The sequence below is a fragment of the Janthinobacterium sp. RA13 genome (assembly GCF_000745325.1).
In the GTDB taxonomy this organism is placed as follows: Bacteria; Pseudomonadota; Gammaproteobacteria; order Burkholderiales; family Burkholderiaceae_D; genus Janthinobacterium; species Janthinobacterium rivuli.
Genome location: NZ_JQNP01000001.1, coordinates 6,179,453 through 6,198,036, shown reverse-complemented (window position 1 = coordinate 6,198,036; position 18,584 = coordinate 6,179,453). Strand labels below are relative to the sequence as shown.

Sequence of the window (18,584 nt, the reverse complement as noted above, 5' to 3'; positions counted from 1 at the left end):
TGCTGATCGGTCCGTCACCTTTCTTATTGGAGTCCACGATGCGTAGTAAATTATGGCACCACCTGCAATGGCTGTTGCTGCTCCCGCCCATCGTCGCGGCTACATTGCTCGGTTCTCGCTGGCTGCATTCGTCCAAGCCTGTTGCCGTCGCACAGCCGCAAGTGCAACAAGCGGCGCCCAGCGAACAGGACAAGCGGGAATATGTGCTGGAAGTCATCGGTCTCGGCGTCACTCTGGACAAGTATCGCCAAGGCAAGCTGTGGGAAGCGCTGCAGCAGGGAAATGCCTATGCCAGCATCCGCGAACAGGACAAGGAAAAATACACCTGGGACGCCATGCAAAGAGCTGGGATAGCAGGTGGCCGCGGCGGCGACACGCTGGAGAATGGGGCGAGGGATACTCCCATGTATTTCGGCGTCCCCGTTTTCAATGCTGAGCCACCGATCTTCAATTCGCGCATGCTGGACAGCCCCGACTCACCAGCCATAGGCCTGGCCGGTGGCGCCGCGTCATCCGGTCTGCACTGGCATCTGTTCGCCAGTGGTCCACGCCGCCTGAGCGAACATCCGGACCGCATCCTGGAAGAGGTATTTGCCTTTTTCGATGCCCATCCCGATGTGCCTTACATCGTGCTCAATTCCGAAGACAGCATGCCCACGCGCGACCTGTACAGTCCTGACAACTCTCCGCCGCTCACACATGACGGCCGCTACATCCCCGAAATGCCCGACACCTCCGCCCTCTTCGTGCTGGCCCGGCGCGAGCGCATAGACGCCGTGCGGAAGTTTGCATATGACGATGCGCCGCCCGAGGACAGCGTCGATGACCTCAACACCTACGGCGTGGCGCGGCGCCTGTATCTGGCATATGACAAATTGATGCGAGCAGTGCCCCATCCAGACAAAAAAGAAGACCCGAGTGCATTCACCCAGCGTCAGCCCTCAATCGCCGAATGGCTCCCCGTCGCCGCGCAATTCGCGCAGCGCTCCGATATCCGCGGCACGGGCAGCTTCAGCATGCTCGACAGGCTCCAGCACAAGACCTACCAACCGCCCAAAGACTGGCAACCCACGCCCTGGTTTCCCTTGCCATTCAACAAGGAACAACTGGCGCAGCTGGACCGCCTGCCGACCTTCGGTTTCATCCACCGGCCCACGTTTGTCAGGATGACGGATGAGCACGGCAAGCCCCTGACGCGGCGCGATCAGCGCGAGCAAGCCTTGCAGGCGGGCTGGCAACAAGCCTTGCGCAACTTGCCGGAAGCCGAGCGCCCCGCCGCGCCGGCGCGCCTGGTCGCTGCCACCGGTGGCAATCAGGCGCAGCTGGTGGCGCTGCACAAGACCTTGCTGAGCCATGCGGAAGATGGTGGCACGGAACTCGACAGCGGCAATACGGCGCAGTGGATCGACACGGATCAGCGACTGGGCAACACGGGCGCGGCCACCCTGTTCGTGCAGATGGCCATCGCCGTGATGGGCAGCTACCGCGATGGCGGCGTCAGCGCCGTGGTGAATTTACGCAATCCGGACGAAGCGACCATCGTACTGGTCAGCCCGCCGTCGGACGAAAAACGCCGCACGCAAAAGCATCCGCACGGCGGCGATGTGCTGCGGCACTACGTCACGCCGGCCATCGACCCGGCGAATTATCCGGCGAACTGATCTCAGTGCGCGGCAAGCGGCGCCAAGGCGTTCCCCCGCACCTGAAACGCCACCTGCGCCACCGACTTGCCATCGGCATCGACAAGGGCCAGCGCGTGCTTGCCCGGCACGGGGCGCCAGCTGATGCTGTCAAGCGCCGCGCCCATGTCCTTGCCGTCGAGCACCCAGCGCAAATTGCGGCTGCCCTGGGCCTGGAAGAATACGCGCTGCAGGGCGGGCGGGATGTCGGGGTCGATGGCGAGGATGCTGTCGTCGGCCGGATACACGATGGCGGGCGGCTTCACGGTGTCGCCCAAGACGGCGATGACGGGGCTCTCCGTGCCGGTGATAAACCATTCGCGGCGCGGCGCTTCCAGCGCGGGCTGGTACGCCACCATCTGCTGCAGCACGCCGGGCGGCGCTTTCGGGGCATGGCTGGGCACGTTCTTGTGCAGGTAATCCATCACGTCGCGCCACACGGGCGCGGCGCCAGTCACGCCCGACACGTCCCACATGGGCTTGCCATCGAAATTGCCCACCCAGACACCCACCGTGTAGCGCGCCGAGTAGCCCATGCACCAGTTGTCGCGCATGTCCTTGCTGGTGCCCGTCTTGACGGCGCTCCAGAAATTCGTCCCCAGCTCGTTGCGCAGGCCAAACGTCATGCTGCGCGCGGCGCGGTCGGCCAGGATGTCGCCGACGATGAAGGCGGCGCCCGGCTCCATCACCCGGCGTTTATCCTTGCCAGCCTGCCCCGGCTGCAGGCTGGCGGTGCTGTACAGTCCGCCATTGGCCAGCGCGCGGTAGGCGTTGGCCAGTTCCAGCAAGGTGACTTCCGACGAGCCCAGCGCCAGCGAAGGGCCATAGTATTCGGCCGCTTCCGTCAGGCTCGACAGGCCCACGTCCTTCAGGCGGTTATAAAAGCCGTCCTGCCCCGTCAGCAGCACCGTGCGCACGGCGGGAATGTTCAGCGAGCTGGCCAGGCTGGTGCGGGCGCTGACGTAACCCTTGAAATTGCGGTCGTAGTTTTGCGGCGCATACATGCCGGACGCCGTAGCGACGTCGAGCGGCGAGTCGTCCATGACGGACGCGGCCGTCATCAAGCGGCGCTCGATGGCCAGTTCATACAAGAACGGTTTTAATGTGGAACCGGCCTGGCGCAGAGCCGTCACGCCATCGACGTGGCTGCCGCCCGCATTGCCCACATAGGCGAGGATTTCTCCGCTGCGGTTGTCTAACACGATGATGGCGCCATCGTTGACATTGCGCTCGCGCAAGGACGCCAGTTGCTGGCGCAGATTTTCCTGTGCAAAGCGCTGCAAGGGACCATCGAGCGTGCTGGCGACTTGCGCGCCCGGCTGCTTCAGCAGCTGCTGCGCCACTTGCGGCGCCGGCGCCAGCTCCGCATACAACGCGTTGCGCTGCAGGGCCGTCTGCACGCGCTGGCCGATCAGCTGGCAACTGCTGTCCATGCGCCACTCTTGCGCCAGCGCGCAGGCACGCCGCGTGACGGTGGCAGGCGGCGCGTTCGGCGCCCGCACGAGGCTGGCCAGGATGATGGCGTCCGTCTGGTTCAGTCCGGACGGCGCCTTGCCAAACAGGCTGTACGAGGCGGACGCGATGCCCTGCAGCTCGCCGCGGAACGACACGAGGTTCAAATACGCTTCAAAAATCTGCGCCTTGCTCCAGCTGTCTTCGATGGCCTGGGCGGCGCGCATCTGGTCCCATTTCTGGCGCAGGCTGCGTCCGCCCGAGGACGCCTGCAAATCCGCATCGAGCTGGCCCGCCAGCTGCATGGTGATGGTAGAAGCGCCCCGGGGCTTTTTTGAAAACAGATTGTCCCAGGCGGCCGTGGCCAGCGCGGACACATCCACGCCGCCATGGCGCATGAAGCGCTGGTCTTCCGCCAGCAGCACGGCTTGCTGCACGGCCGGCGAGATATCGGCCAGCGGCACCCATGGCAAGCGCCGCACCTTCATGTCCACGCGCAACGATTGCAGCGGTGCGCCGCTGCGGTCCAGCAATTGTGCTTCCGAACTGCGGTAGGCGGCTTGCACCTGGGCCGGCGTCAAGACCGCCTCGGCGAAGACGGGGCCGGCCAGCAGGCAGCCCATGACAACGATGACACTCCTCACTGCCCCACCTTCACATTCGCGTTCGGCGACTCGCCAAACATTTCGGGCGAATACATGGCTTCGATGCGCGTGGCCGGCAGGCTGAAGTCACCTGCATTGTTCAGGCGCACCGTGTATTCCACGCTCCAGCTGCCCTTCGGAACAAACGCGTAATACGCGCGGAAGGCATCGAAAGCCCGTTCCTCGAACGTGGGCCAGACCCAGCCCGTGGATTTTTCGCCCGCCGTCATCAGCTGCGAATCGCGGCCCAGGCCGTTGCCCAGCACCGTGGCGCTGGCGGGAATCGGGTCGTCGACCACCACCCAGCTCATGTCCGCCTGCGCCGACAAATCCAGGCGCACGCGGTAGATGTCGCCGCGCGACCAGGCACCCGCCGTCTTCTGTTCCACCGGCGTAATGGTTTTCTTGATCGTGTAACCGCTGGACACGGGCGCCTTGAGCGGGATGGCCGCCAGGCTTTGCACGGTGGCCCAAGGCTTGCCGGTGCCGCTGTGCGCCAGGCCCAGGGTGTCCGTGCCCTTCGGCCACGCTTGCAGCACAGGCCCCACTTTCGCCGCGCCATTCCACACGAGCGCTTGCGTATCGCCGCCCAGCTTGACGGCGCTGGCGCCCGTCACGGGCGTGGATTCGAACTTGGCCGAGAATTTATTGATGGCCAGGGTACCCCAGGCGTTGGCTACCGTGGTATCCCAGCGGCCCTTTTTCTGGCGGCCCATGCTGCCGCGCACCAGGCGGCCGATGTCGTCTTTCCACGCCGGGTTGTCCATCACGGCCAGCAGCAGGCGGTTGGCGTTAACGTCGCCGGATACCATCAGCCACCACCAGTTATCCTTGCGCTCGGTGGAAAAGCCCATGGTCGTGCCCTGGAAATTCAGGCGTGAACGCAGGATCTGCTGCGCTTCAGCCAGCAGCGTATCGCGGCGCGCCAGGCTGGGCGTGCGTTGCAGCAACAGGCTCCAGTCAATGACGGCCGAGGTAGGCCACAGGTTCGGGTTGATGCTGATACTTTCCAGCGCATCGGGCGGCACCTTGTTCGAACGCGACAGCGCTTCCAGCGCAGCAAGTTTACGCACGGCCAGGTCCGTCGTGTCCAGCGCGGAACGGCGCACGATGCGGCCCTGCACGAAGGCCGTCAAGGCTGCTTCCATGCGGTTTTTCGTCTGCTCGGGAATCGCATAGCCCGCTTCCCGGGTTGCCGACAACACATACGCCGTCAGGCTGTCGCTGCCCAGCTCCATGATGGGGAAGTATTTCAGCATGCCATCGCTGTCCAGGTAGGCGGGCAGGCTGGCGGCCAGCTTGTTCCACGCGTCCTGGTCTTGCAGGGCGATGGCTTTCGACGTGTTTTGCTCGAAGCAGGTGTACGGATACGCGGCCATGTACTCGCGCACGCCTGGCAGCTCGCCACCGAGCCTGGCGACAAAGCTGGTCTGGATGCCGCCCCGGCCCGGCAAGGCGCCGGCCGGCATTTGCACGGACATATTGACGGGCTTGTCGATCTGCTGCAAGGTGGCCTGGTACGTGCGCACGGGCGTGGCCTGACCTACCTTTTGCGTGATTTTCAGTTTATCGGAGGTGTTGCCAAGCCCGCTGCCCGCCTTCGCGACTATCTCCCACACAATCTGCTGCGCGCCGAGCGGCACCTGGTAATCCCACCCCACCTCGCGCGCTTCGCCCGCCGCCAGGGTCAGGCTCTGCCGCGGCAAGGCCTTGCCGGCCGCGCTGGCGTTGAGGTCCACGTTCAAGGAGGCGGCCGAGGTGTTGCGCACCGTGAATCCGGCACGCAACTGGTCGCCTTCGCGCACGAGGGTCGGCAAGCCCGACATCAAAATCAAGTCTTGCGAGCTGCGGATGTCCGTGCTGCCCGTGCCAAACAATTCCTTGCCGGCGCTGGCGATGGCGACGATGCGGAACGCCGTCAAGGAATCGTTGAGCGGCACTTGCACCGTCGCTTCGCCCTTGGCGTCGAGCTTGACGGTGCCCTTCCAGAACAGCAGGGTGTCGAACAGTTCGCGGCTGGCGCCCTTGCCCCCGCCACCGCCGGCCGGGAAGGCCTTGCGGCCGAAGTGGCGCTTGCCGATCACCTGCATCTGCGCCGTCGCCGTTTCCACCTGCAGGCTGCGCTGCGCCATCATGGTGTCGAGCAACTTCCAGCTATCGTTGGGCATCAGTTCCAACAGCCCCGTATCGACGGCCGCCAGCGCCACTTCTGCGCCTGCCGGCAACGGTTTGCCATCGGCGCGGCGCACGCGTACGGACACTTCCGCCTTGTCCCGCGTTTTATACACTTCCTTGTCGGACACCACCATCACGTTCAGCTCATGCGCCTGCCACCCCACGTTCAGCGGTGCGATGCCCATCTTGTAGGCCGGCTTGCCCAGGTCGACCAGCGCCGTCGGCTGCACGCCATCGACCCTGCCCCGCACGACAAACACGGATACATACACATTCGGTGCGTAATTCGGTTTGACCGGGATAGTCACCACCGGTTCCCGGCCATTGAGCTGGCGCACATAGGTGTCGAGGATGCCTTCGCGCTCGACCGTGATCAAGGCCGTGCCCGCGCGGAACGGCATGCGTACTTGCAAGCTCGCTTCCTGGCCCGGTTCATAGCGTTTCTTTTCCGGCAGCACGTCGATGCGGTCATTGTCGCTGGCGTTGAACCACCAGTCGCCGCTGCCGGCCACCCAGGTTTCGCGGTTGGCGACGGCCGCGTTGCCGGATGCATCCTGCGTGCTGGCGCGCAAGACCAGATTGCCGCTGGCAGGCGCTTTCACGTCGCACATCAACAAGCCCTTGCCATCCGTCTTGCCCGAGCACGCCGGGCCCAGCTTGACCACTTCGCTGCTGTTTTCATACGCATAGAAGCCGCCGATCAGGCGCCGGCGGTGCGAATAGCTGTTGCGCTGGAAGAAGTCGACGGCGACCGGGGCATTCGCCACGGGCTTGCCATTCGTGCCGAGCACGGCCACCGTGAACTTGAAGGCATCCTTGCTCAAGGCCCATGCATCGGGCTTGATGCCGATCACATAGTTTGACGGCCACAGCGGTACGCGCGTGGCGACCGATGCCGTCTCGCCATTCGCATCCTGGAAAGCCATTTCCGCCACCAGGTCGCGCGGCGTGGACAGCTGCGGCAGCTGGTCGATGACGATGCGCGCGCCGCCCGCCTTGTCCAAGGTCAAGCTTTGCGTGCGCGCGGCCGTGGCGCCGGGGCCACCCGCGCCATGGCCTTCATCCTGCCATTCGCCCTCATCGTCGTCATAGCCCGTGCCTTGTTTCACAAGACCTTCCTTCACGTCGCCATTGCTGAAGCTATAGTCGGGATAGTCGGCAAACGTCACGCTCTTGTCTTGCAGCACCGTGCGCAGCTTGACGGGCGCGTTGGTGGCGGCGCCGCCGGCCAAGTAGGTGATTTGTGCATCGAGGGCCAGCTGCTTCGCCTGCACGGCGGGCGCTTTCGGCCCTTGCAGCAGGGCTTTCATGGTCGGCACGCGGAACGCTTCGACGCGGAAACTGCCAGACGGGCGTCCCGCCATGGTGACGCTGTATTCTCCCTGCTTGGCGTCGGCGGGAATGACCCAGTCGCTTTCCGCCGTGCCGCTGGCGGACCAGCGCAGCGGCAATTGATAGTTCTGGTCGCTGCCCTGGTGCGTGATGACGACGGAGGTGGCGCTGCCGGGACCGTTGTTCTTGTCGACCAAGCTCATGCCCTCGCCCGTGTGCTTGCGGATGAAATGCTTCATGTGCACGGTTTCGCCGGCGCGCAGCAAGGTGCGGTCGAATACCGTCGCCAGCAGGGTGTTGTCGGCGCGCGTATCGTCGGTCGGCAAATTGAAACGCCAGGCTTCGATGCCGCCCACCCAGTCCGACAGGGTGAACGTCATGTCGCCGCCGCTGCGCGCACTGATAAAGTAGCGGCCATTGTTCTTGCAGCTGGAATTGGCCAGCTCGCCGGGAATGTGCGCCACGCCGTCCGCCCCCGTGGCGCCTTGCCACAGCAGCTTGCCGGCGCAGTCGCGCACGGCCACTTGCGCTTTCGCAACAGGCGCGCCCTTGTCGAGCGACGTCACCCACACGAGCGACGATTGCGCGCCATGCTTGAAGTGGGCCGCCAGATTCGTCACCAGCGCGGCCGTGCGGATGTAGGCCGTCGTCGGTTTGCCCAGCAACGCCTTGCCGAGGATGGGGCTGGCCAGCTCGACCACGTAAAAGCCCGGTTTTTGCAACGGAATGCCGATCACTTCAAAGGTTTTCTTGCCATCGGGACGCGGCAAGCTGATGGGACGCGTGCCGGAAGCCCCGGCCAGCACGGATTTGCTCATGTTGCCCGCATATTGCGCGTACGGCTGCCAATATTCGCCGCCGTCGCCATTGCCGGCCAGGCGCTGCATCCACTCGATGATGAACTTGTCGTCATTGTCGGGCACGCGCAAGGTGGCGCCCGTGGCGGCAGCCGATGGCTGCGCGACTTCCTTGCCCGACAGCACGGGTTCGATATTGCGCACGGTGACGGGCAGCAAGCCGTCGCCCTTGGCTTCGATGATGCCGAACGGGGCCGGGAACTTCAGCAGCGGCGGCTGTTCGCCCGTGCGCACCGTCATGGGAAAGCGCGCGCGGTTGAGCAAGGTGCGGCCCGCGTCATCCGTCAGCTTCGGCGGCAGGCTCAGGACAAAACTCGCTTGCACGGGAAAGGGGCCGTTGAAGGCGGCGCGGTACAGGAACTCGGCCTTTTCTTCCTCTTTTGAAATCGTCGGCGCATACGTCTTGCCGCCGCCCTTCAGGCTCATGGCGCGCACCTGCGCCGCGCTCACGGGTGCGGAAAACTGCACGCGCATGGGCAGGAACGGGATGCACTGTTCCTTCGGATTGCTGCGCTCGCAGCTGAATTTGGCCGTGAAATCGGGCCGCGTCTTGAACTGCAGCGTTTGCGCCTTGTCCGTGGAGATGCCGCTGGCGCTGGCGATGCCTTCGCCCCACACCAGCGACACCTTGGCGTTGGCGGGGAAGCTGCGCTTGCATTGCAGCACGGTGACGGGCAGCGGCGGCGCGCCCTTGCTGGCGACGGGCATGCCCACTTTCCAGACCGTGCCGCGCTTCTTGAAATACACGGTCAGGTAGCGGTCGAGAAAGCTCTTGCGCAGGGTCAATACCTGCTCCATTTCCTTGCCTTTAAGCAGGCGCACGGGAATCTTTTCATTGATGCCGTCGGCGCGGCAGTACGCGTTCGTGGCCACGCTGGCCTCGTTTGGCGCGGCATCGAGGCCCAGCACGAAGATCTGGTTCTCATCGATGTACGGTTGGCCGTCATATGGTACGGCTTCGACGATGGCCGGGCCGCCCGTGGTGAAACGGTAGGACGCCGTCCCCTGCAAGGGCTTGCCGGCCTGGTCCTTCAGGCCCGGCTTCAAGGTGAAGCTGCACGCCACGCCGGCCGGCAAATCGCGCTCGAAATCGTAGTTCCAGTTGCGCTCGTCAGCCCAGCGCCCCGCGCCCGCCACGACGGCAGGTTCAGCCTTGCCGCAATCGATGGCGAATGGCGCGGGCAAGCCCATGTCGCCGAACGGCACCATCGGCGTGGCGAACTGGGCCCGCACCTGACGCACGGCCTTGACCGTGCCGCTCGGTGAAAACAGGGACACGCCGCTATCGGCCCAGGCCGGCAGAGCCAGGCCCAGCGACAGCAACAAACATAGCGGGCCCAGTTTGCCAAATGGCGGGGAAGAAACAGCACGGGGGTGGTCAGACACGGGTGACTCCTTGATGAAAAGTGGCGGAGCTGGCTGCGGCGCACGATAGTTGCCCGAGAGAAGCCCGGCAAAGCAAGCGAACGCGGCAGGAATACAACATCAATGTAATATTAGTTATCAAGCTCATCATTGTTGCTAATATACAGTGGCACGCTGGTAACAAGTCGTACGATTGCCTCCAGTCGCGGTGCCAGGATGTGGCCGTGATTGCAAAAGTTTGCCGAGGCGAATTAGTTTTTTTCAACACCAAAGTATTTGTCGTGAATCTGCAACACCATTGATATACCGCAATGCTTTGTGCGCTATCGCACCGACCACTTGAACCTGCAACCGTATTCTCTACTCCAACAGCAGTGCATTTATCGCAAGAAAGCGCACCTGGAATTGCTGTCTATCTCTAGCAATAGCATGTCTGGCAGTTGTCGCATTGATGCAGTAGAGAAAATCTCTTATCAACGTTGGGAGTTACTTGTGAATAATCTAAAAAAAATCGCCGTTGCCGCCGCAGTACTGTGCTCCGCCCTCGGCGCACAGGCCCAGGAAATCAATCCCTCCTGGTACATTCAACCCAGCCTCAACGCACTCAAGCCAGATTCCGACTTCGCCACGGATAAAACCGGCTATGGCGCAGGCTTGCGTTTCGGTAAACCCGTTTCGCCGGACTGGGATATCCAGCTGGGCACCACGTATGCCCGCTCCAAGGATGGCGGTCAGCGCTACCAGCAAAATACGCTGGGCGTAGACGGTCTGTACATGTTCTCGCGCAAAGCTTTCCGCCCCTTCCTGCTCGTTGGTGCCGGCATGCAGCGCGACAAGGACACCAGCTTCGCTTTCGGCGAACGCAGCAAGAGCTCGCCTTACGCCAGCGTCGGTCTGGGCTTCCAGTCCACGATCAACGATCAATTGTCGTTCCAGGCTGACATCCGCAATGTGCACGGTTTCCTGCGCGGCAATACGTTCGACCCGAGCAGCAAGTCCAACAACTACTATGTCACCGTGGGCCTGAACTTCGCGTTCGACAAACCAGCTGCACCGCCGCCGCCACCGCCACCGCCGCCAGCGCGTGAAGAAGTCGTCGTGGTCGTGCCGCCACCACCGCCGCCACCGCCAGCACGCTTTGAAAAAGTGACGATGGCGGCAACGGAATTGTTCGCGTTCGACAGCGCCAAGCTGGGCCCGACACAGACCAAGCTCGACGAAATCGCCCGCGTGCTGAACGCCGCACCGGACGTCAACAACGTCGTCATCAGTGGTTATGCCGACCGCATCGGTTCGCCCAAGTACAACCTGAAACTGTCGCAGCAGCGCGCTGATGCAGTCAAGGAATACCTGGTCGGTCATGGTGTCGCCGCCAACCGTCTGACGGCCGAAGGCAAGGGTTCCACCAATCCTGTTGTCACCTGCGACAACAAGAAACGTGCCGACCTGATCAAGTGCCTGGAACCAAACCGCCGCGTTGAAGTGGAACAGATCACCATCGAACGCCGCGTGCAGTAAACTCAACAGTGGTACGCCACTTGTGAATAAAAAAAGGGGCTCGCGCCCCTTTTTTGCATTGAAAGCCATCATGAATATTTCTACCCGCTATCCCAAGCTGGCCGGCCTGGCGCCGTTCAGCAAGCAGATGCGCAGTGTCATCGTCTGTTCCGTCACCGAATGGCTGGAACACCGCGCCTCAAGCAAGGGCGCCGCCCTCGCCTACTACACCCTGTTTTCCATCGCCCCCATCCTCGTGCTGGTGATTGCCATCGCCGGCTTTTTCTATGGCCCGGCCGCCGCACGCGGCGAGCTGATGGGACAACTGCAGGGCTTGCTGGGCACGCAGGGCGCCGAAGCCATTCAGCTGGTGCTGGCCGGCGCGAAGAACCATGAACAGGGGCGCATCGCCACCCTCATCGCCAGCGCCCTGCTGCTGTTTGGCGCCACCAGCGTGTTTGCCGAGCTGAAAGCCAGTCTCGATGAAATCTGGCAAGTGCCGCCGCTGAAGGAAGCGGGCGCCTGGGACATGCTGCGCACGCGCCTGCTGTCCTTCGGCCTGGTGCTGGTACTGGCCTTCCTGCTGATGGTGTCGCTGGTGGTCAATGCGGCCATGGCCATCCTCGCCAACTTCTGGGAAGGCGTGTGGAAGGACACGGCCGTGCTGTTTACCATCCTGTCGAACCTGATCGGCTTTGCCGTCATCGCCAGCCTGTTTGCCGTCATCTACAAAATGCTGCCGCGCGTGCGCCTGTCCTGGCGCGACGTGGTGATCGGCGCCGTGGGCACGGCCTTCATGTTTTCATTGGGGAAATATGCAATTGGCGTGTATATCGGCAATAGCGGCGTGGCCAGCAGCTATGGCGCGGCCGGTTCGCTGGTGGCCCTGCTGTTGTGGGTGTATTACTCGGCACAAATCTTCTTCCTGGGCGCTGAATTCACGCGCCAGTTCGCCCTGCAACTGGGCAGCATGAAGGATATGCCGAAGACGGACGATGGCGACGTGCAAGTCAAGATATTGAAACGCCACCAGTCCTGATTCCCTCGCTCCACATGCGAAAACGGCGCCCGCGGGCGCCGTTTTCTTTACTGTAACGCAGGCTACTCGCCCAGCAGTTCCGCCACCACTTCCATGCCCTGCACGCGCTCGGCGACGACTTTCACGATGACGATGATGGGCACGCCCAGCAGCAAGCCCCAGACGCCCCACAGCCAACCCCAGAACAGCAGGCTGATGAACACGGCCGTGGGATTCATGCGCGCGATGCGCCCCGTCATCCAGGTGGTGACAAAGGTGCCCACCAGGGTGGCGATGGCCATCGACGTGCCCGTCACCAGCAAGACCATTTCCAGCGATTCGAACTGCAAAAAGGCGACCAGGCCCGTGGCGATGGTGATGAGCAAGGGGCCGAAATACGGCATGATGTGCAGCAAGCCGGCCACGATGGCCCAGGCGCCCGCATTTTCCAGGCCGATCACGCGCAGGGCGATCCACATCAGGACGGCCAGCAAGCCATTCGTGACGAGCAGCATGAACATATAGTTCTGGATCGAGGTATTGATGTCTTCCAGGATGTGCACGGTGACCTTCTTGCGGCTCAGTGACGGCCCCGTCAGCTTGACGAGCTTGCGCTTGAAGGTGTCGCCCGATAGCAGCAGGAAAAACACGAGGAAGATGACCATGGTGGCCTGGCTGAGGAAGCCCACCAGGCCCAGCGAACCGGCCCAGACCCAGTCCATGATCTTGAAATTGGGCGCCTCGGCCGCGGCGGCGCGGCGGTTGTTGCGGCGCGCTTCGGCGCCGGCGGCCACTTGCTCGATTTCATTGGCCACGGCCTGCATCTTCTGGAAGGTGCTGTTCTTGCCGCCCGTACTGGCGGCGATCAGGCGCGACAGCTTGTGCGTGGCGGCCGGCAACTCTTCAACGATGGATTCGAATTCGCCCTGCACGCGCTCGACCACGACGAGGGAGCCGAACAGGATCAGGGCCGTGACGGCCGTGGCGCCGATGGCGCGCGGCAGGCGCAGCTTTTCCAGCCAGGCGACGACGGGATTGAGGGTATAGGCAATGAAAATGCCGAAAATGACGGGAATGAGGAATTTCTGTGCCCACTGCAGCGCATAAATGAAGCTGACGGTGGCGATGATGCCCAGCGCCAGGCCGCGCGCATTGACGTGCAGCGGCAAACGCAAGGATGAATCGGGGTGCTCCACAGGCGTGCCGGGAGGTGGCCCGGCAGGCTCGGTGGAGGCAGCCGCCACCGGCTCGGGCGGGGTATCTTTAGGCTGGATATGCATGCGATTCCCGCGACGGTCGGTGGTGGACCGCAGCGCCAGCCGTGGGGCTGGCCGCTGCGGCAGGTCATGCCATTACTTGACGCGGATGTCGTTTTTGACCGACTTCACGCCCTTGACGCCACGGGCGACTTCGCCTGCCTTGGAGGCATCCGACGGCTGGGCCACGAAGCCGCTCAGCTGAACCACGCCCTTGAAGGTTTCAACGTTGATTTCCGTCGATTTCAGGGTAGGCTCATTGAAGATGCTGGCTTTCACTTTGGTGGTGATGGCCGCGTCGTCGATGTACTCGCCCGTGCCTTCTTTGGTTGGGGTCGAAGCGCAACCTGCAACGGCGAACAGGGAAGCGATGAAAAGGCCAGTAGCGATAGATTTAGTGAATTTCATGGTTTTTTCCTTAGGAGTGGTCAATCAATGTGCTCACAATGAGCTTCTTATACCAGTGTGGTGACTGCGCGCCGGAGGGAGCTCAGTAGCCAAACTGGGTTTTTGCAGCCTTGATACAGTCATCCTTGGCTGCGCCGGCTAATGCATCGCATTTTTCTGTCGCGACCTTGTACTCGGCTTTTCTTTTTGCTTCACGCGCATCGCTGCGCGCTTCGATGACTTTCTTGTCCGCCTTGGCATCGGCCAGGGCCGCCACTTTGGTGGACTTGGCCAGCTTGACGCAGACATCCTTGTCGTTGCCCGTCAGCGCATCGCAGCGCGTCAGGTCGACGTCGTAGTTCGCATCGGCAATCTTGATGCGCGCCTTGGTGTAGGCACGCAGGGTATTCGTGTATTGCGCCTGGGCCACCGCTTCATCGTAGGCGCGCACGGCTTTCGCTTCGGCAACGCAGACATCCTTCGGGTTGCCCGTGATTTTTTCGCACTCGGCATGTGCCAGCTTGTAGTTCAGGCCCGCCTGCTCATTGGCCGCCTTGTAGGCTGCTTTCGCTTCCGGCGTGGCCGCCACGGCCTGACCGCCCCAGGCGGCGCATGCCAGGCTGACGACGATGGCGGTGAAAAGCTTATTCTTGTTCATATTGTGTTTCTCCCTGGTGGTAGCAAGCATGTCTGCTTGGCATGACTACCGTTTTACGTGGATCGCCGCCTCTCTTCTGTACGCTGCCGTACACAAGTAATTTATTTTGAAAGCGGAAGGGATACAGGGATAAATAACAACGTTTTGATCGATCGCCACGGTAAAAAATACCATTTTTGGCAGCAAATAACTACGTGCGGCAGCGTACAGACCGGAAACAGGGGCATGACTAAGATGGCACTACACCCTCACCTCGTCAGGAGAATAAAATGAAAACCAACGCCACCTTGGCTGCACTGATGCTCGCCGCCACCGCCGCACTCAGCGGTTGCGCCACCGGTCCTTCCCAGTCACAACAATATTACCCGGCCAACCAGCCTGAATCGGCCATGTACGGCACCGTCGACTCCATCCAGATCGTGCAAGGCGGCGGACAAACCAGCGGCGCCGGCGCCGTGGTCGGCGGCATCGCCGGCGCCCTGCTGGGCAATACCATCGGCTCGGGCGGCGGACGCACGGCCGCCACCGTGGCGGGCGCCGTTGCCGGCGGCGTCGTGGGCAACCAGGTCGAAGGCCGCAGACAGCAAGCGCAGGCCTACCAGATCAGCGTACGCCTCGACAACGGCGAATACCGCACCGTGGTGCAGGACAATGCGAATGATTTGCGCCCGGGCAACCGCGTGCGCGTCGTTGACGGCCGCGTCTACCGCTATTAATCCCTTGGCCTGGCTTGTCCGCAAGCCTGCGCCGGACCATGCACCAACAAGGAGATACCATGGGCACCATCATTCTGATCATCTTGATCCTGGCCCTGGTCGGCGTCCTGCCCACCTGGCCGCATAGCCGCAACTGGGGTTACGGCCCCAGCGGCATCGCCGGCCTGGTCGTAGTGATACTGATCCTGCTATTACTGACGGGCAGGTTGTAAAAAAAGGCGCTACGGCGCCTTTTTTATTTCAAGGAGGAAATATCATGACTATCCACAACACACTCTTGGCCACCCTGTTCGCCTGCAGCCTGGCGCCTCTGGCACTGGCGCAGACTGCCGCGCCGCAGCCGGGCGACCCGCAACGCTGGTACCAGGAAGACAGCACGGCGCAAGCCCAGCTGCGCACCCTGCGCAAGGAAATCGCCGCCGCCCTGGCCGAGGCCAAGAAAGCCTGCCGTTCGGAACCATCGGCCGCGCGCGCCACCTGCCTGAAGGATGCGCAAGACACGTATCGGCAAGACATGGCAAACGCGGAGAAGCTGCGCGAGGCGGCGCATCCGCAGTGACGATCAGGCAGCGTCGCGTTCGTATGGCGGCAACTCGTGTACCACCAGCGGCGTGTCTTCCGTGACAAAAGCCAGCCAGCCGGCCGCCTTGATTGCGCGCAAGCCATCCTGGTAGCCCTGCTCCCAGCGCCACTCGATGGAGCCCTTGGAGAAATTGATGTCCTTCGCGGCCATGTGCCAGTCGCGCCCCGCATACGGCAGGCGCACGATGTGCATGGTGCTGTCGCAACCCAACGCCACCAGTTCTTGCGTCTGCTGGCGGTTGTGCTTGGTGTCGGGCAGGCCGGCGTACAGTTCGCGCAATTTGCGCTGCAAGGTATGCGTATTGACGTAATCGGCGATATGCCGCTTCGAGCGCGACGCGAAGGTGACGTCCTTTTGCCGCGTCTGCACTTCATCGAGGGTGGTCGGTTCCGGCCCTTCCGAGCTCCACAAGTCGACCATGAAGACCAGGGTGTCGACGTGGGGCGTGTCGTCAAGCACGGTTTCCAGCGGCGTATTCGAGTACAGGCCGCCATCCCAGTATAAATCGCCATCGACGCGCACGCCGGCAAAGCCGGGCGGCAAGGCGCCGCTGGCGCGGATATGGTCGGCCGTCAGTGGTTGCTGCTGGCTGTCAAAACTGGTGAGGCTGCCGCATTTGACGCGCAGGGCGTTGACCGTCAGGCGCATGCCGCCGGGCTGGTTCAGGTAATCGAAATCGACCAGTTCCTCGAGGGTGCCGGCCAGCTCGCTGGTGTCATAAAAACTGGCCTCTTCCGGCTTGACGGCGATTCCAGCGGGAAACAGGCTGAAGGTGCGCGGCTTGAAAAAGCCGGGCACGCCGCGCAGCACGGTATCGAGCGTGGCCAGCCAGATGTTCGAGCGGCGCTGCTGGTCGGAGACCAGGTTCATGTCGATGCTGTCGCGGTGCGCCACGCGCTGCCAGAACTCTTTCAGACGCACGAGCCTGTCTTCGTGCTTGTTACCGGCCAGAATGGCCGCATTGATGGCGCCGATCGAGGTGCCCACCACCCAGTCGGGCGCCAGGCCATGCTCATGCAGCGCGTGGTAGACGCCGGCCTGGTAGGCGCCCAGTGCGCCGCCGCCCTGCAGCACCAGCACGATGCGCAGGCGCGAGGGATTTAACTGATTGATCGGTGTCTTCGAATTCGTCATCAAGATAGCCCTCTGTCCGCCGCGCGGGTGCGGCGTAAATCATTGTAAGGGATTGCGCCTGTCTGCGCCGGACCTTGGGTACGGGCAAAAAAAACGCCGTCAATGACGGCGTTCCTGTGCAACACGGCTGGCGTTCAGCGCTTGCGGCGCAGCCAGCTGGCGGCAACGGCGGCCACGGCCACAAGGACCAGGGCCGGCTTGACCAGTTTCTTGCGTCCGATAAAGGACAGCGCCGTCAGCACATAGGGCATGGCGCCCTGCAAACGCATGCCGCCCGGCGCCAGCAGGGATTCGACGCGGTGGCCGGCAAAGCCGACCGCCGTCTCGACCACGCCCTGCAGCATCGACTCGGGGCGCAATGCGTAGCCCACGTTGGCGCGCGCATGCACGATGCCTACGCGGTACATTTCGCCCTGGGCGATCAGCAGGCGCTTGCGGGCGGCTTGCGCCGCCAGTTTGTCGTTTTCCGACATGAATTCTCCTCGTGAGGCCGCTTACATCAGCATGTCGCGGTCAGCCTTCAATTCCGCCATGGTGGCCGGCATGGACAGCTTTCCTTGACGCAGCATGGCGCGCGCATACATCACCAGCGCGATGGCCAGCAGTACGAACACGACCGTCATGATCGCCAGGATCTTCCAGCCCAGGCTATCCCAGGCGAGGAAGACGATCAGCACGCTGCCGTAAGCGATGGCAAACAAGCCCGCCACGGTCGCCAGCGCGAAAATGACAATCAACTGCAGCATGTGATTGCGCACTTCCGACAGTTCGATGGTGGCCAGTTCCAGCCGCGACAACATCAGTCCGACGGCGTTTTTGGCCAGGCCGGCAACCGAGCCGATCAATCCCGGCCCCTGGTGAGACGAAGCAGACTTGTCCATATCGCTCCTGACAGTGGATTACTTGCGGCCCAGGATGAAGCCGACCAGCACGCCGACGCCAGCGGCGACAGCCACGGTGCGCCATGGGTTTTCCTTGACATAGCCGTCAGCCTGGGCAGCCATCTGCTTGGTGGCAACGATGGCCGATGCTTGCGCTTCATGCGCCTTGGCCAGGGCGGCGTCCAGGGTTTTCATGCCCTTGACGCGCACTTCGTCGGCTTTTTCGCCCGTCAGGGCGGCAGCGGCGCTGAACAGGGCTTGCGCATCCTTGACCAGGGTTTTGACATCGTTATTGACGGTGGTGATATTGTTTTCCAACATGGTTTAGCTCCTTAGCTGTGGATGAATGTAGTTACTATACCTACTTTACTCAAAAACACTATTCCATCAGATCGCGCATATCATCGGCGTGCTCTTCCTCGACAGCCATGATCTTGATCAACAAATGGCGTGTGGTCGGGTCTTTGTCGCCGATTTTCACGATCATCTGGCGATACGACTCGATCGCTACCCGTTCCGCGATCAGATTGGCACGCACCATACTTTGCACGTCTTCGGAGTCATCATACTCGGCATGGCTACGCGCAAGCAATGTTGCAGGATTAAAATCTGGCTTACCATTCAATTGCACGATGCGTTCGGCCAGCCAGTCGGCGTGCTCCTGCTCCTGCTGCGCATGTTCCAGGAACTCGGCCTTGATGCTGCCGTTGTCACGCCCGCTCACGGTGTAGTAATGGCGTTTATAGCGCGCAATACACACCAGTTCGGTGGCCAGCGCCCCATTCAACAGGGTGATCAACTCCTGGCGGTCGGCCTGGTAGCCGGCCGTCACGGCGCCATCGTCCAGGTTTTTGGCGGCGGCGCGGATGGCTGCCGTATCGATGCCAGCTGGAATCTCAACAGATGTTAGTGTCATGATGTTTCCTTTCAAGTCTTGCATGGGTATCCAC

At 62.5% G+C, this 18,584-nt stretch carries 16 protein-coding genes; 6 read left to right on the top strand and 10 right to left on the bottom strand.

Features of this window, described 5'->3' with window-relative positions; translation table 11 throughout:
* Nucleotides 1-38: 38 nt before the first annotated feature.
* Nucleotides 39-1,661, top strand: coding sequence for a type VI lipase adapter Tla3 domain-containing protein (locus tag FG13_RS27540; RefSeq protein ID WP_035826276.1), 1,623 nt, complete (start codon nt 39-41; stop codon nt 1,659-1,661).
* A gap of 2 nt (nt 1,662-1,663) precedes the next feature.
* Here the strand turns inward: FG13_RS27540 and pbpC are convergent, their stop codons facing one another.
* Together pbpC and FG13_RS27530 are read right to left on the bottom strand one after the other, a co-directional pair.
* Nucleotides 1,664-3,754, bottom strand: coding sequence for a penicillin-binding protein 1C (gene pbpC, locus FG13_RS27535; protein ID WP_035826271.1), 2,091 nt, complete (start codon nt 3,752-3,754; stop codon nt 1,664-1,666).
* A 17-nt stretch (nt 3,755-3,771) separates the two neighbouring features.
* The gene (locus FG13_RS27530) at nt 3,772-9,525 is read right to left on the bottom strand and encodes an alpha-2-macroglobulin family protein (RefSeq protein WP_235211819.1); all 5,754 of its coding nucleotides are present in this window, start codon (nt 9,523-9,525) and stop codon (nt 3,772-3,774) included.
* A 471-nt stretch (nt 9,526-9,996) separates the two neighbouring features.
* Between FG13_RS27530 and FG13_RS27525 the strand changes: the two genes are divergently transcribed.
* Nucleotides 9,997-11,022, top strand: coding sequence for an OmpA family protein (locus FG13_RS27525; protein WP_035826268.1), 1,026 nt, complete (start codon nt 9,997-9,999; stop codon nt 11,020-11,022).
* Nucleotides 11,023-11,092: 70 nt separating this feature from the next.
* On the top strand, nt 11,093-12,040 hold the full coding sequence (locus tag FG13_RS27520; RefSeq protein WP_035826263.1) for a YihY/virulence factor BrkB family protein: 948 nt from the start codon (nt 11,093-11,095) through the stop codon (nt 12,038-12,040).
* Between the two features lie 62 nt (nt 12,041-12,102).
* Here the strand turns inward: FG13_RS27520 and FG13_RS27515 are convergent, their stop codons facing one another.
* The 3 genes from FG13_RS27515 to FG13_RS27505 form a co-directional block, all read right to left on the bottom strand.
* A complete protein-coding gene (locus tag FG13_RS27515) occupies nt 12,103-13,299 on the bottom strand; it encodes an AI-2E family transporter (protein WP_442905212.1) in 1,197 nt (398 codons plus the stop codon).
* Between the two features lie 72 nt (nt 13,300-13,371).
* Nucleotides 13,372-13,683, bottom strand: a complete 312-nt coding sequence (locus tag FG13_RS27510; protein ID WP_035826258.1) for a BON domain-containing protein — start codon at nt 13,681-13,683, stop codon at nt 13,372-13,374.
* Between the two features lie 82 nt (nt 13,684-13,765).
* On the bottom strand, nt 13,766-14,320 hold the full coding sequence (locus tag FG13_RS27505) for a hypothetical protein (RefSeq protein WP_035826256.1): 555 nt from the start codon (nt 14,318-14,320) through the stop codon (nt 13,766-13,768).
* A gap of 269 nt (nt 14,321-14,589) precedes the next feature.
* On the opposite strand from FG13_RS27505, the gene FG13_RS27500 reads away from it, so the two are divergent.
* From FG13_RS27500 to FG13_RS29215, 3 genes are read left to right on the top strand one after another with little or no spacing between them, the layout of a single operon-like run.
* Nucleotides 14,590-15,036 carry a glycine zipper 2TM domain-containing protein gene (locus tag FG13_RS27500; RefSeq protein ID WP_034786328.1) on the top strand — a complete coding sequence of 149 codons (447 nt, stop codon included), beginning with the start codon at nt 14,590-14,592 and terminating at the stop codon, nt 15,034-15,036.
* A gap of 59 nt (nt 15,037-15,095) precedes the next feature.
* Nucleotides 15,096-15,248, top strand: a complete 153-nt coding sequence (locus FG13_RS29780; protein ID WP_010396415.1) for a DUF3309 family protein — start codon at nt 15,096-15,098, stop codon at nt 15,246-15,248.
* A 44-nt stretch (nt 15,249-15,292) separates the two neighbouring features.
* A complete protein-coding gene (locus FG13_RS29215; RefSeq protein ID WP_081922741.1) occupies nt 15,293-15,595 on the top strand; it encodes a hypothetical protein in 303 nt (100 codons plus the stop codon).
* Between the two features lie 3 nt (nt 15,596-15,598).
* On the opposite strand, the gene FG13_RS27485 is transcribed toward FG13_RS29215, so the two are convergent.
* From FG13_RS27485 to FG13_RS27465, 5 genes are all read right to left on the bottom strand, one after another.
* Nucleotides 15,599-16,753 (bottom strand): patatin-like phospholipase family protein, encoded by a 1,155-nt coding sequence (locus tag FG13_RS27485; RefSeq protein WP_035826254.1) that lies wholly within the window; start codon nt 16,751-16,753, stop codon nt 15,599-15,601.
* A gap of 134 nt (nt 16,754-16,887) precedes the next feature.
* The gene (locus tag FG13_RS27480) at nt 16,888-17,226 is read right to left on the bottom strand and encodes a hypothetical protein (protein WP_035826249.1); all 339 of its coding nucleotides are present in this window, start codon (nt 17,224-17,226) and stop codon (nt 16,888-16,890) included.
* Between the two features lie 21 nt (nt 17,227-17,247).
* The gene (locus FG13_RS27475) at nt 17,248-17,634 is read right to left on the bottom strand and encodes a phage holin family protein (protein ID WP_034758936.1); all 387 of its coding nucleotides are present in this window, start codon (nt 17,632-17,634) and stop codon (nt 17,248-17,250) included.
* 18 nt (nt 17,635-17,652) lie between these two features.
* Nucleotides 17,653-17,955: a DUF883 family protein gene (locus FG13_RS27470; RefSeq protein ID WP_035826246.1), complete on the bottom strand. Its 303-nt coding sequence runs from the start codon at nt 17,953-17,955 to the stop codon at nt 17,653-17,655.
* Between the two features lie 58 nt (nt 17,956-18,013).
* Nucleotides 18,014-18,550: a ferritin-like domain-containing protein gene (locus FG13_RS27465; protein ID WP_035828883.1), complete on the bottom strand. Its 537-nt coding sequence runs from the start codon at nt 18,548-18,550 to the stop codon at nt 18,014-18,016.
* Nucleotides 18,551-18,584: the final 34 nt, after the last annotated feature.